Annotated in this window: 14 protein-coding genes; 7 read left to right on the top strand and 7 right to left on the bottom strand. The window is 68.7% G+C overall.

The genetic code is table 11. The annotated features are described in order from the left end of the window. Positions 1–260: 260 nt before the first annotated feature. Entirely contained in the window at positions 261–1,679 is a 1,419-nt protein-coding gene (locus tag BST14_RS25845) for a cystathionine beta-synthase (RefSeq protein ID WP_083067147.1), read from the bottom strand. Positions 1,680–1,739: 60 nt separating this feature from the next. Continuing rightward, positions 1,740–2,807 (bottom strand): alpha/beta hydrolase fold domain-containing protein, encoded by a 1,068-nt coding sequence (locus tag BST14_RS25840; protein ID WP_083067146.1) that lies wholly within the window; start codon positions 2,805–2,807, stop codon positions 1,740–1,742. Between the two features lie 243 nt (positions 2,808–3,050). On the opposite strand from BST14_RS25840, the gene BST14_RS25835 reads away from it, so the two are divergent. Together BST14_RS25835 and BST14_RS25830 are read left to right on the top strand one after the other, a co-directional pair. Next, positions 3,051–4,013, top strand: a complete 963-nt coding sequence (locus tag BST14_RS25835) for an SGNH/GDSL hydrolase family protein (RefSeq protein ID WP_142279614.1) — start codon at positions 3,051–3,053, stop codon at positions 4,011–4,013. A 104-nt stretch (positions 4,014–4,117) separates the two neighbouring features. Further along, entirely contained in the window at positions 4,118–5,335 is a 1,218-nt protein-coding gene (locus tag BST14_RS25830) for an acetyl-CoA C-acetyltransferase (protein ID WP_083067144.1), read from the top strand. Between the two features lie 149 nt (positions 5,336–5,484). Here the strand turns inward: BST14_RS25830 and BST14_RS25825 are convergent, their stop codons facing one another. After that, complete coding sequence (locus tag BST14_RS25825; RefSeq protein WP_083067143.1) at positions 5,485–6,333, bottom strand: Bax inhibitor-1/YccA family protein; 849 nt, start codon at positions 6,331–6,333, stop codon at positions 5,485–5,487. Between the two features lie 220 nt (positions 6,334–6,553). Between BST14_RS25825 and BST14_RS25820 the strand changes: the two genes are divergently transcribed. From BST14_RS25820 to BST14_RS25810, 3 genes are read left to right on the top strand one after another with little or no spacing between them, the layout of a single operon-like run. After that, positions 6,554–7,603 carry an enoyl-CoA hydratase/isomerase family protein gene (locus tag BST14_RS25820; RefSeq protein ID WP_083067142.1) on the top strand — a complete coding sequence of 350 codons (1,050 nt, stop codon included), beginning with the start codon at positions 6,554–6,556 and terminating at the stop codon, positions 7,601–7,603. Positions 7,604–7,616: 13 nt separating this feature from the next. Continuing rightward, positions 7,617–8,399, top strand: coding sequence for an enoyl-CoA hydratase (locus tag BST14_RS25815; protein WP_083067141.1), 783 nt, complete (start codon positions 7,617–7,619; stop codon positions 8,397–8,399). A 9-nt stretch (positions 8,400–8,408) separates the two neighbouring features. Beyond that, positions 8,409–10,199: an alpha/beta hydrolase gene (locus tag BST14_RS25810; RefSeq protein WP_083067140.1), complete on the top strand. Its 1,791-nt coding sequence runs from the start codon at positions 8,409–8,411 to the stop codon at positions 10,197–10,199. An 11-nt stretch (positions 10,200–10,210) separates the two neighbouring features. Here BST14_RS25810 and BST14_RS25805 read toward each other — a convergent pair whose 3' ends face one another. Then, entirely contained in the window at positions 10,211–10,642 is a 432-nt protein-coding gene (locus BST14_RS25805; protein WP_083067139.1) for a rhodanese-like domain-containing protein, read from the bottom strand. Beyond that, positions 10,639–11,235, bottom strand: coding sequence for a cupin domain-containing protein (locus BST14_RS25800; protein WP_083067138.1), 597 nt, complete (start codon positions 11,233–11,235; stop codon positions 10,639–10,641). Before BST14_RS25800 ends, BST14_RS25805 begins: the two co-directional genes overlap by 4 nt. Before the next feature lie 114 nt (positions 11,236–11,349). On the opposite strand from BST14_RS25800, the gene BST14_RS25795 reads away from it, so the two are divergent. Together BST14_RS25795 and BST14_RS25790 are read left to right on the top strand one after the other, a co-directional pair. Further along, on the top strand, positions 11,350–11,793 hold the full coding sequence (locus BST14_RS25795; RefSeq protein WP_211280819.1) for a lipoprotein LpqV: 444 nt from the start codon (positions 11,350–11,352) through the stop codon (positions 11,791–11,793). 100 nt (positions 11,794–11,893) lie between these two features. Beyond that, complete coding sequence (locus BST14_RS25790; protein WP_245845742.1) at positions 11,894–12,964, top strand: patatin-like phospholipase family protein; 1,071 nt, start codon at positions 11,894–11,896, stop codon at positions 12,962–12,964. Between the two features lie 114 nt (positions 12,965–13,078). Here BST14_RS25790 and gcvH read toward each other — a convergent pair whose 3' ends face one another. Next, positions 13,079–13,459 carry a glycine cleavage system protein GcvH gene (gene gcvH, locus BST14_RS25785; protein ID WP_083067148.1) on the bottom strand — a complete coding sequence of 127 codons (381 nt, stop codon included), beginning with the start codon at positions 13,457–13,459 and terminating at the stop codon, positions 13,079–13,081. A gap of 75 nt (positions 13,460–13,534) precedes the next feature. Further along, positions 13,535–13,663: methionine adenosyltransferase domain-containing protein (locus BST14_RS25780; protein WP_158085929.1), on the bottom strand; the 129-nt coding region annotated here is incomplete at its 5' end.

Here is a 13,663-nt window from a genome sequence, read left to right as displayed (position 1 = left end):
GTGGTGCATAGGAACCGCCGCCGGACTGCGGGGAAGGCTGCGGAATCTGCTGCCCACCCGATGGCGGCTGATGCCCACCCGCGGGCCCGGACGACGAGGGGGGTGGCGGGTAAGCGCCGCCGGACGGCTCATCGGTCATGGGCAACCTTTCCACTCCGGGTCAGCTGGACGCCTGGCTGGGACAGCCGAAACAGTACCCGAGGGCGTCGCGGCCGGGCGAGACGCGCGGCGCGCCCACGGCCGCGCCCGGCACCGGAAAGCTAGCGGCGCCCGGACAGCCCACGCGGCCCCTCGGAGAGGAAACCCAGCAAGTCGTAGCGGGTGATCACACCCACCGGTTTGCCCTCCTCCACCACCATCAACGCGTCCCAATCGCGCAACGCCTTGCCGGCCGCGCTGACCAACTCGCCGGCGCCGATCATCGGCAGCGGCGGGCTCATGTGCAGTGAGACGGCGTCGGCCAATTTCGCTCGCCCCTCGAACACGGCGGACAACAGTTCTCGTTCGGAGACGCTGCCGGCCACCTCCCCCGCCATCACCGGCGGCTCGGCCCCGACGACGGGCATCTGGGACACCCCGTACTCGCGCAGGATGCCGATGGCGTCGCGCACCGTCTCGGACGGGTGGGTGTGCACCAGGTCGGGCAGCTCACCGGACTTGCGGCGCAGCACGTCGCCCACCCGGGACTGTTCGGTTGAGCCGTCCAGGCGGCTGCGCAGGAACCCGTATGACGACATCCACGCGTCGTTGAAAATCTTTGACATGTAGCCCCGCCCGCCGTCGGGCAGCAACACCACCACGACCGCATGGGGTCCGGCCCGCTCGGCGACCTTGAGCGCGGCGACCACCGCCATGCCGCACGAGCCGCCGACCAGCATCGCTTCCTCGCGGGCCAGCCGCCGCGTCATGTCGAACGAGTCGGAGTCGGACACCGCGATGACCTCGTCGGGCACCGTTCGGTCGTACGCCTGCGGCCAGAAATCCTCGCCGACGCCCTCCACCAGGTAGGGCCGGCCGGTACCGCCGGAATACACCGATCCCTCGGGGTCGGCGCCGATGATGCGCACGGGTCCTTGCGGTCGGCCGGCCGACACCTCTTTGAGGTAGCGGCCCGCGCCGGTGATCGTCCCGCCGGTGCCGATGCCTGCGACGAAGTGGGTGACTCTGCCGTCGGTGTCGGCCCAGATCTCTGGGCCGGTGGTCGCGTAATGGCTGGCCGGGCCTTCCGGGTTGGCGTACTGGTCGGGCTTCCACGCGCCGTCGATCTCGGTGACCAGCCGGTCCGAGACGCTGTAGTAGCTGTCCGGGTGGTCGGGCGGCACCGCGGTGGGGCACACCACGACCTCGGCGCCGTAGGCCATCAGCACGTTGCGCTTGTCCTCGCTGACCTTGTCGGGGCAGACGAACACGCACTTGTAGCCCCGGTGCTGCGCGACGAGGGCCAGCCCGACGCCGGTGTTACCCGAGGTGGGTTCGACGATGGTGCCGCCGGGCCGCAGCTGCCCGCTGGCTTCGGCGGCGTCGATCATCTTCACCGCGATCCGGTCCTTTGAGCTGCCACCGGGATTGAGGTACTCGACTTTGGCCGCCACAATGCCGGCACCGTCGGGGACGACGGAGTTCAGCCGCACCAGCGGTGTGCCGCCGATGAGGTCACTGATGTGCTGAGCGATCCGCATGCGTTCATCGTCTCAGGCGGATTCGCGCGGCGCACAACCAGACTGCGCGCAGTTCGCGCGCTACTCCGTGGCCTCGCGGATGTAGTCGCCGATCTGGCGCAGCGAGCGCACGGCCTCGGGCACCATCGGCGCGGCCAGTTGGAAGTCGTGGACCTGTCCGGGCCACACCCGCACCTCGGCCGGCACGCCCACCGCGGCGAGCCGGCTCGCCGCCAGCCGTGCGTCGTGCAACAGCACCTCGGAGCCCGACACGTGAATCAGCGTGCGCGGCAGGCCCGGCTTGATGTGGTCCAGCGGCTCGTAGATCTCTTCGGGCTTCCCGTCGACGATGTTCTTCCCGGCCGCCCCGGCCACCAGCTCGGCCAGCGCATCGAACGCCCCGGCCGTGAACATGGCATCGGTGTCGATGTTGGGGTGGTCCTGCTTGGGTTCCTTGGCCAGCTGCAGCAGGGGCGAGATCGCCACCAGGGCCGCGGGACCGTCACCCTCCTCCTGCAGGCGTTGGGCCAGCGTGAGCGCGAGGTAGCCGCCGGCGGAGTCACCGGCCAGCACGATCTGGTCGGGCTGGTATCCGCGCCGCCGCAACCACCGGTAGGCGTCGTGACAGTCGTCGATCGCCATCCCGACCGAATTCTTCGGCAGCAGACGGTAATTGACCACCAGAATGGGCGAGTCGGCGAACTTGGACAGGGCTTCGACCAGCCGGCCGTGGGAATTCGCCCCACAGGTGAGAAACGCGCCGCCGTGCAGGTAGACGATCACGCGGCGACTGCCGTCGGCGGGCAGCACCCCGGGCGCGCGCACCAGCTGCGCCGACGCGTGGGGCAGCTTGATGGTCTCGCGAACGGTGGCCGACGCGGGGATCAGCACCCGGGCCGTCAGGTCGATCAGACCCCACGGCCATGGCAGGTTCGGGACGTGGCTGCCGACGGACAGGATCGGCCGGATGGTCAGCCGCGAGGTGAGGTTGGCCAGTCGCGCGGCGACGCTGGGCCCTGATTCGAGCACCTCGACCGGCGCGCCGTCGCTGATCGCGAATTTGCGCGCCTGCGCTCGGCGGGCTTCGACGGCGTCATGGGGCCGAACGGTAGTTGTCGATGACCCCGATTCCTTGCTAGGTGCAGTCATGCTCGACACTTCCTACAGCGTTGTAGTGCGATACAGCATGTGACGAGGCGACCGAGTGTCCGGTTCAGGCGTTTGCCAAGGCACTCAGCCAACCCCTTGTCTTCAGCTTGACAGGCGATGCTTAGCACAACGTATGAAATAGCTGATTCGATACCAGTTTTGCTTCGCACCGTGATCACTTCGTTTTCCAGGCGCCCGCGCAAACCCCGAAGCCGATTTAAACTTGACTGCGTGACCATGCGGCTGCCACGTCGTTCGGCGATCGCCCTGGCCACAGCGGGCGCGCTTGCCTCAACAGGAACTGCCTACCTGGGGGCACGCAGCCTGTTGGTCGGCCAGGCCACCCACGCGCGCACCATCATCCCCAAGTCGTGGGACATCCCACCCCGCGCGGACGGCGTGTATACGCGCGACGGCGGCCCGGTGCAACGCTGGCACCGCGGCATGGCGGTCGACAAGCACCTGATGATCTTCGGTGACTCCACCGCCGCCGGATACGGTTGCATGAGCGCCGACGAAGTGCCGGGAGTGCGCATCGCCCGGGGCCTGGCCGAGCAAACCGGCAAGCGGATCCGGTTGAGCACCAAAGCGATCGTCGGCGCCACCTCCAAGGGCGTGTGCGGTCAGGTCGACGCGATGTTCGTGGCCGGCCCGCCGCCGGACTTCGCGGTGATCATGGTGGGCGCCAACGACGTGACCGCGCTGAACGGCATCAGCCAGTCGGCGCAGCGGCTGGCGTTGAGCGTCCGCAAGCTGCGCGCCCGCGGTGCCGTGGTGATCGTCGGCACATGCCCGGACCTCGGGTTCATCAGCGCCATTCCGCAGCCGCTGCGGTCGCTGGCGCACGAGCGTTGCCTGCAGCTTGCCCGCGCCCAGACGGCGGCGGTCCGGTCGGCCGGTGGTGTGCCGGTTCCGTTGGCGCAGCTGATGGCGCCGCAATTTCGCGCGACGCCCGACGCCATGTTCTCCGCCGACGGCTACCATCCGTCGGCACCCGCCTATGCGCTGGCGGCCGATGCGCTGCTGCTCGCCCTTTGCGACGCGCTGGGCGAGGAGGTGGAGCGTCCGCCGGCGAGCTCGCCGGTGCCCGCGGCGGCGCCGGTGCTCGGTCAGCGGCACACCCGCAGCAGCGTGATGTCGCGGTTGTGGCGGCGTCCGGCACCCGGACCTTCCCCGTCTTCGTGCCCCGAGGCCGGCAGCGACTAGATTTGTCCTCGCCGGTCGGAGCGGACCCACCGCCCGATGGCCCATCCGGTGCCAAGCGAGCCAGCCCCATCCGTGGGATCTGCAGGGATCTGAAGGGAACCACCATGCCTGAAGCCGTCATTGTCTCCACCGCTCGCTCGCCGATCGGTCGCGCGATGAAGGGGTCGCTGGTCAACATGCGCCCCGACGACCTAACCGTCCAGATCGTGCGCGCCGCGCTCGACAAGGTGCCCGCGCTCAACCCCCACCAAATCGACGACCTGATGCTGGGCTGCGGCCAGCCGGCCGGCGAATCCGGATACAACCTGGCCCGGGTCATCGCCGTCGAACTCGGCTACGACTTCCTGCCGGGCACCACCGTGAACCGGTACTGCTCGTCGTCGCTGCAGACCTCCCGGATGGCCTTCCACGCGATCAAGGCCGGTGAGGGCGACGCGTTCATCTCCGCGGGTGTGGAGACGGTGTCCCGCTTCGCCAAGGGCAGCGCCGACTCCTGGCCGGACACCAAGAACTCGCTGTTCGACGAGGCGCAGGAGCGGTCGGCCGCCGCGGCCGAAGGCGCCGACGAGTGGCACGATCCCCGCGCCGACGGCAACGTGCCCGACGTGTACATCGCCATGGGGCAGACGGCCGAAAACGTCGCGCTGCTGACCGGCATCAGCCGCGAAGACCAGGACCACTGGGGTGTGCGCAGCCAGAACCGCGCCGAGGAGGCGATCAAGAGCGGGTTCTTCGAACGGGAGATCATCCCGGTGACCCTGCCCGACGGCACCACGGTGAGCACCGACGACGGCCCGCGCCCCGGCACCACCTACGAGAAGATCAGCGGCCTCAAGCCGGTGTTCCGGCCCAACGGCACGGTGACCGCCGGCAACGCGTGCCCGCTCAACGACGGCGCCGCCGCGGTGGTGATCACCAGCGACACCAAGGCCAAGGAACTCGGCCTGACGCCGTTGGCGCGCATCGTGTCCACCGGGGTCAGCGGCCTGTCCCCGGAGATCATGGGCCTCGGCCCGATCGAGGCGACCAAGAAGGCGCTGGCGCGCGCCAAACTGTCGGTCAGCGACATCGACCTGTTCGAGATCAATGAGGCGTTCGCCGTCCAGGTGCTGGGTTCGGCGCGCGAGCTGGGCATCGACGAGGACAAGCTGAACGTGTCCGGTGGGGCGATCGCGCTGGGCCACCCGTTCGGCATGACCGGCGCACGCATCACCACCACGCTGCTCAACAACCTGCAGACGCACGACAAGACGTTCGGTCTGGAGACCATGTGCGTCGGCGGCGGCCAGGGCATGGCGATGGTGATCGAGCGGCTGAGCTAGGACCGCTCGCCATCGGGCCGTGCGCGTCGAGTGTGGGTCCTAAGGACGATTTTCGACGCGCAAGCGTACTTGTTCCCCACACTCGACACCGGTGGGGCATGAAAGAACCGGCACGCCAGGCGGCGTGCCGGTCTTTTCGTTGACGAGAGCTAATCGTTCTGCAGATAACTGAGCAGACGCAGGATCTCGATGTACAGCCACACCAGCGTCACGGTCAGGCCAAGCGCGATGCCCCACGCCGCCTTCTCCGGCGCGCCGGCGCGAACCATCTGGTCGGCAGCATCGAAGTCGATCAGGAAGCTGAACGCCGCGATCGCGATGCACACCAGCGAGAAGATGATGGCCACCGTGCCGCCGCTGCGCAGGCCCAGGCCGGTGCCGCCGTTGACGTGGAACATCGCCAGCACGAAGTTGCCGAGCATCAGGGCCAGCACGCCGAACATCGCGGCCACCAGCATGCGGGTGAACTTGGGCGTCACCCGGATGGCGCCGGTCTTGTAGACGACGAGCATGCCGAAGAACACCCCGAAGGTGCCCAGCACCGCCTCACCGATCAGCGCCCCGGCGTTGGCGTTGGACACCGAGAAGTTGGCGAAGACGAACGAGATCGCGCCCAGCACCAGGCCCTCGAGCACGGCGTAGCTCAGCACGATGCCCGGGTTGTCCTGCTTGCGGCCGAAGGTGGCCACCAGGACCAGGGCCAGGCCGCCCAGCCCACCGATCAGGGCCAGCGGCATGGCCAGCGCCACGTCGCGGGCGACCAGGAAGTAAGAGACCACGGCGGATATCGCCAGCACGGCCAGCGTGATGCCGGTCTTGGTGACGACGTCGTCGATGGTCAGCGGACGCGAAGCTTTGGCCTCTTGGTACGGGGCCGCATAGGGAGCCGCGTAGGGGTCGGCCCCATACTGCATCGGGGGCGCGGTCGTGCCGAATTGTGCGTACCCGCCCCTCTGCCTAGGCAGCGAACGAAATACCGGGTTGCTTGTCTCCCGCACCGTCGGATCCTCTCTGATTGGCTTCGAGCTGTACGAACACCATCTCAACGATCGGCGTCGGGCCCTGGTTCCCAGCGGACCTGGGCGTTTTGGGTATATAGAGCCTTCGCCGGTGTCGTCGCGTTAAAGATAACCCTTACCCGCGGGTGCTGCGCCGGTCGTGACGATCTAGATTTCTTCCTCGAGGCTGGACCGGTCTGGGATTGAGGGAGGCGAGGGCGTGACCGACGTATCCGATGAGGTTCTGACCGAAGTCGAGGGCAGCGTCGGGGTGATCACGCTCAACCGACCCAAGGCGATCAACTCGCTGAATCAGCCGATGGTCGACGCGCTGACCGCCATCCTGAGCGGCTGGGCCGACGACGACGCGGTGCGCGCGGTGGTGCTGTCGGGCGCCGGTGAACGCGGGCTGTGCGCCGGCGGCGACGTGGTGTCGATCTACCACAGCGCGCGCAAGGACGGGGTCGAGGCGCGACGCTTCTGGCGTGACGAGTATCTGCTCAACGCCCAGATCGCCGAGTTCGCCAAGCCCTACGTGGCGTTGATGGACGGCATCGTGATGGGCGGCGGCGTGGGGGTGAGCGCGCACGCGAACACCCGGGTGGTCACCGACACCTCCAAGATCGCCATGCCCGAGGTCGGCATCGGCTTCATCCCGGACGTCGGCGGCGTTTACCTGCTGTCTCGGGCGCCCGGCGGGCTGGGCCTGCACGCCGCGCTGACCGGGGCGCCGTTCTCCGGGGCCGACGCCATCGCCATGGGTTTTGCCGACCACTACGTCCCCCACGGCGACGTCGAGGCGTTCCGCCGCGCGGTGATCACCGACGGCGTCGAGCGGGCGCTCGACAAGTACACCGTCGAACCGCCGGCCAGCGAGCTTGCCGCGCAGCGGGATTGGATCGACGAATGCTTCTCCGGCGACACCGTTGCGGACATCGTCGCCGCGCTTCGCGGCCACGACGCCGGCCCGGGCGCGCAAGCTGCTCAAGACGCGGCCGACCTGATCGCCACCCGCTCCCCGATCGCGCTGTCGGTGACCCTGGAGGCGGTGCGGCGCGCGACCCACCTCGAAACCCTCAAAGACGTTCTGGTGCAGGACTATCGGGTATCGTCGGCGTCGCTGCGCTCCCATGATCTGGTGGAGGGCATCCGCGCGCAGCTGATCGACAAGGATCGCAATCCGAAGTGGTCGCCGGCCCAGCTGTCCGACGTGACCACGGCCGACGTCGAGGCGTATTTCACCCCGGTCGACGACGACTTGAGTTTCTAGAAAGGCGGTTTGGATGACAGCGGCAAACTACGAGACCATCCTCGTCGAGCGCGATGACCGCGTCGGCATCATCACCCTGAACCGGCCGAAGGCCCTCAACGCGCTCAATACTGCGGTGATGAACGAAGTCACCAGCGCGGCAGCCGATTTCGACGCCGATCCCGGCATCGGGGCGATCATCATTACCGGCTCGGCCAAGGCGTTCGCCGCCGGGGCCGACATCAAGGAGATGGCCGAGCTGACGTTCGCCGACGCCTTCGGCGCCGACTTCTTCGCCCCGTGGAGCAAGCTTGCCGCCGTGCGCACCCCCACGATCGCCGCCGTCGCCGGCCACGCGCTGGGCGGTGGCTGCGAGCTCGCGATGATGTGCGATGTGCTGATCGCCGCCGACACAGCGAAATTCGGCCAGCCCGAGATCAAACTCGGTGTGCTGCCGGGCATGGGCGGCTCGCAGCGGCTGACCCGGGCCATCGGCAAGGCAAAGGCCATGGACCTCATCCTGACCGGCCGCACCATCGGCGCCGAAGAAGCCGAACGCAGCGGTCTGGTTTCGCGGGTGGTGCCGGCCGACGACCTGCTGACCGAGGCCAAGGCCGTCGCCACCACCATCTCGCAGATGTCGCGCTCGGCCGCCAGGATGGCCAAGGAGGCCGTCAACCGCGCGTTCGAGTCCACCCTGGCCGAGGGACTTCTCTATGAGCGCAGGCTGTTTCACTCGACATTCGCGACGCAGGATCAGTCCGAAGGAATGGCGGCCTTCGTCGAGAAGCGTCCGCCGAACTTCATTCACCGCTAGGGCGCTTGCATGAGCGAACGGGTTTCCGCGACCAACACCGAGACAGGCCACCCCCCGGCCGACATCGTCGAGGTGTCCGCGGGAGCCGAGCCGCACGCCGCGCCGGCACCGGTAACCGCACCGCGATTCGGCCGCGCCGCGCCCACCCTGCCGTGGACGGAAAAGCCATGGTGGATACGGCATTACACCTTCACCGGCACCACTGTGGGCCTGATCTTCATCTGGCTTTCGCTCACACCGTCGCTGCTGCCGCGCGGCCCGCTGTTCCAGGGGCTGGTCAGCGGGCTCTCCGGCGCCATTGGCTACGGACTGGGCGTCTTTTCGGTCTGGCTGGTGCGGTTCATGCGCGAAAAGGATCACAGCCCGGCGGCGCCACGCTGGGTGTGGAAGGTGCTGATCCCGATCGGCGTGGTGGGCCAGGTCCTCATGGCGATCTGGTTCCACGTGTGGCAAGACGACGTGCGCGACCTGATGGGAGTGGCGCATTTGGAGTGGTACGACTACCCGCTGGCCGGGGTGCTGTCGCTGGTGGTGTTGTTCGCGGTGGTCGAGTTGGGCCAATTCACCCGCTGGCTGGTCAGAGTCCTGGTCGATCAGGTAGACCGGTTCGCCCCGTTTCGGCTCTCGGCGACCATCGTGGTCGTCACGCTGGTGGTGCTGACCATCACCCTGCTCAACGGCGTGGTGCTCAAGTTCGCCATGCGAACCATGAACCACACCTTCGCCTCGGCCAACGAGGAGATGAATCCCGACACCGCTGCACCGAAAACCCCGCTTCGCTCCGGTGGCCCGCAGTCTTTGGTGTCGTGGGAGTCGCTGGGCCGGGAGGGCCGCATCTTCGTCGAGGGTGGCCCGACCGTCGAGCAGCTCGCCTCCTTCAACAAAGCCCCGGCCACCGAGCCCATTCGCGCGTACGCCGGATTGGATTCGTCGAAGGGCATCACGGCCGCCGCCGAGCTCGCGGCACGGGAGTTGCAGCGCACCGGCGGATTGCGGCGCGCCGTCGTCGCGGTGGCCACCACCACCGGCACCGGCTGGATCAACGACGCGGAGGCCTCGGCACTGGAATACATGTACAACGGCGACACGGCGATCGTGAGCATGCAGTATTCGTTCCTGCCGAGCTGGCTGTCGTTCCTGGTGGACAAGGAGAACGCCCGGCACGCCGGACAGGCCCTCTTCGAGGCCGTCGACAAGTTGATCCGCCAGCTGCCCGAAGCCCAGCGGCCCAAGCTCGTGGTGTTCGGCGAGAGCCTGGGGTCATTCGGCGGCGAGGCGCCGTTCTTGAGCCTGAACAACGTGCTGGCGCGCACCGACGGGGCGTTGTTCAGCGGGCCGACGTTCAAAAACACGATCTGGACCGATCTGACGTCGACGCGTGATGGCGGGTCGCCGGAATGGCTGCCGATCTATCAGGACGGTAGGTATGTCCGATTCATCGCTCGCGCAAAGGATTTGGCGCGTCCGAACGCTCCCTGGGACCACCCGCGGGTGGTGTACCTGCAGCATGCGTCGGATCCGATCGCCTGGTGGACGCCCGACTTGTTGTTCAGCAAGCCCGACTGGCTGAGCGAACCGCGCGGCTATGACGTGCTGCACCAGACGCGCTGGATTCCGGTCGTCACATTCCTGCAGGTGTCGGCCGACATGGCCGTGGCGGTGGATGTCCCCGACGGCCATGGCCACCGCTACGTCGCCGACGTCGCCGACGGCTGGGCCGCCGTACTGCCACCGCCCGGCTGGACCCCGGACAAGACCGCGAAACTGCGCCCGCTGCTGCACTCGGACGAGACAGCCTAGGACGAGGCGACCTAGAGCCAGCGACGGGCGGCAGAGTCCGCGAACACCGGATCGACCCGGGCCCCCGCCAGCTCGCTCAACACGCCGGCGCCGGCCAGCGCGTGATAACCGCCGATGACGTCGGTGGCGCGGTGCAGGCCGATGTCCAACAGCGCGGCCGCGGCCAGGCTGGACGTGTAGCCCTCCGAGCACAGGATCACCCATTCGACGTCGTCGCCGACGGCCTGGGGCAGCCTGGCCTCGCTGGTGGGATCGCAGCGCCATTCCAGCACGTTGCGCTCGATGACCAGCGCTGACGGCACCTCGCCCTCGCGGAAGCGCTGGGCCTGCGGCCGGATGTCGACCAGCACCGCGCCGCGGCGCACCGCGGCGGGCACCTCCACGGCGGGCAGCCGGCGAAACCGGCGCCGGGCGGATCTCAAGACGACGTCGATGCGGCTCATGGCGATCCTTCCGGATGGTCGGTCAGTTCGGTACGTTGGCGGCGCAGCGTCTTGCGCTCGGTGATCTCGTAGTACGACATCGCGGTCAATGGGGGCGAGTAGGCGTGCACGCTCAGTGTCGGCTGCACCGGCGCGGCGCCGGCGCCCGGCAGCGCGACGGGCGCTGTCACGGGCCGGGGCGCCCAGACCACGTCGTGCACCCAACCCAACGGGAATCCGGCCTGATCGCCGGCGTCGAGCCGACGTCGTCGCAAAGCCCTTCCGTCCCAACGGTATTCGTTCAGCGACCCGGACAGTACGGTCAATGCCCCCAGCGACCCACCGTGGTCGTGCAGTTCGGTCGGCTGCCCCGGCACCCAGCTGATCAGCCAGACGTCGAGTTCCTCGTCGCCGTGAATGCGGGTGAACCAGCGCCGCGAGGCCGGTATGCCCCCCGGCGGCAACAGGTGGTCGCAGCGCCCGCTGAGCACATGGTCGGCGGCCCGGTCGGTGGCATAGAGCAGATCGGGCACGCGCAGCCGGGTCGGACCGGCGGACGGTGCGGAAAGGGTGCGCGGGCGCAGGGCAGCCTCAGCGGCTACGGGCACAGACATCAGCGGGACTCCAGGGCGAAACGGAAAGGACAAGCGGCGGCGTGTTACGGCCGACAACACTCGCAAAATCCGAAGCGCTCCATCACGGCCGCAAGTGTTGCATAGATTGAGACCGTGCGCTGGTGCGGTGATCGATGGGCCGCGGTTGTGGCGGCCCTCGTGGTGGGCATTGCCGTGCCGGTCGCGGGGTGTTCGCACGGCGCCCATACCGGCGCTCCCGCGTCCTCCTCGGCCCGGCAGTCCGGCATCCCCAAGGGCCCCGGTTCGCCGCCGGCGGGCTCGGTCGGCGTGTCGCCCGCGGGCGTGACGACCAGGGTCGATGTGCCCGCGGACTCCACCGAAGAGGAGTACTACCAGGCCTGTCACGCCGCGCAGCAGTGGATGGACGCCCAGCCCAAGACCGGGGCGTCGCTGTTCGAGCCCTATTTGTCGATGGTTCAGGCGTCACCGGCGGGCACCGCGGGCAGCTGGAACGCGCCCTGGTCGAAGCTGACGCCGGCCCGGCAGGCGGCGGTGATCGTCGCCGCGCGGGCGGCCGCCGACAACGAATGCGGGTAGCGCCGCGCCCGGGGTGTGCGCCGCCGCGGTAATTGGGATCACGGCTGAAAAAACTGCCCGGGCGCCGCGGTCACGGCCCGCCCCCGCGCAAAATGAAGGGGTGCCTGACGAAGTTCCGCGTCGATCAGAACCGACCCGGGTGGCACTCGCGCTCGGCAGCGGCGGCGCCCGCGGCTATGCCCACATCGGCGTGATCGAGGCCCTGGCGGCGCGCGGCTACCAGGTGGTCGGCGTCTCCGGCTCGTCGATGGGCGCCCTGGTCGGCGGCCTGCAGGCGGCCGGGCGGCTCGACGAGTTCGCCGACTGGGCGAAGTCGCTGACCCAGCGCACCATCCTGCGGCTGCTGGACCCGTCCATCAGCGCGGCCGGCGTGATGCGGGCCGGCAAGATCCTGGACGCGGTGCGCGACATCCTGGGCCCGGTCGCCATCGAAGAGCTGCCCATCCCGTACACCGCGGTGGCGACCGACCTGTTGGCGGGCAAGTCGGTGTGGTTTCAGCGCGGCCCCCTCGACGAGGCGATCCGCGCGTCCATCGCCATCCCCGGGGTGATCGCCCCCCACGCGGTCGACGGGCGGCTGGTCGCCGACGGCGGCATCCTGGATCCGCTGCCGCTGGCGCCCCTCGCCGCGGTCAACGCCGACCTGACCATCGCGGTGAACCTGTCCGGCAGCGAGGCGATCGGCAACCGCGAGCCGGAGCCCGGCGCAACCGTCGAGTGGCTGACCCGCATGATGCGCAGCACGTCCGCGCTGCTCGACACGGCCACCGCCCGTTCGCTGCTCGATCGGCCGACCGCGCGGGCGGTGCTGAGCAGGCTGGGCGGGCCGAGTGGGGAGTCCGACGACTGGTCGGACACCCCGGATCACGAGCGCCCCTCGACCGACGACGACGCCGACGATCTACCCGATGCCGGACTCGACGTGCCGAAGCTGGGCAGCTTCGAGGTGATGAACCGGACCATCGACATCGCCCAGGCCGCGCTGGCGCGTCACACCCTGGCGGTCTACCCGCCCGACCTGCTCATCGAGGTCCCCCGCTCGACCTGCCGCGCCCTGGAATTCCACCGCGCGGTGGAGGTCATCGAAACGGGGCGGGCGCTGGCGGACGAGGCGCTGGACGCGCGGGACGCCGGGGACGACGGTGCGGCTCCGCCCGCGATGGAGCGTTGAGCGGGGCTCAAATCGCTTGCGCAGCAAGCGCGCTCACTGAACCGGGAAGTGGTTCGCGGCCTCGCGGCGGGGCTGCCCACGTCCGGCGCGGCCGGCAGGATGCGACAGCGCCTTTCATTCCGCGAGGATGCCGCGGTAGGTGTCCGCGTCCAGCAGTGCCGAGGCCGATCCGTTGACCTGGATGTCCAGCAGCCAGCCAGCACCGTAGGGGTCGGAGTTCAGCAACTGCGGACTGGCGTTCAGCTCGCTGTTGACCGCCGCTACCTCGCCCGACAGCGGCGCGTACAGGTCCGACACCGATTTCGTCGACTCCACTTCGCCGAACGGTTCGCCTGCGATCAGTTCGGCGCCCACCTCGGGCAGCTGCACGAAGACGATGTCACCCAGAGCCGACTGCGCGAAGTCGGTGATTCCGATTCGGGCCCTGGATTCCGCATACCGCCGAACCCACTCGTGTTCGGCGGTGTATTGCAGGTCGAGCGGGACATCACTCATGACGATCCTCTTCTGGTTGCGTTCGTTCACAAGATGCCGGCGCACACCTAAGACCGCGCAGCGGATAACTCGGATTTAGATCGCGCGCTTGAGGTCGTCGACTTTGTTCAGCTGTTCCCACGGCAGGTCGACGTCGGTGCGGCCGAAGTGCCCGTAGGCGGCGGTCTGCGCGTAGATCGGGCGCAGCAGGTCCAGGTCGCGGAT

This window comes from Mycobacterium arosiense ATCC BAA-1401 = DSM 45069, from assembly GCF_002086125.1.
In the GTDB taxonomy this organism is placed as follows: Bacteria; Actinomycetota; Actinomycetes; order Mycobacteriales; family Mycobacteriaceae; genus Mycobacterium; species Mycobacterium arosiense.
The sequence above is the reverse complement of the archived record's forward strand: the minus strand, read 5'-3'. Positions and strand labels throughout refer to the sequence as shown.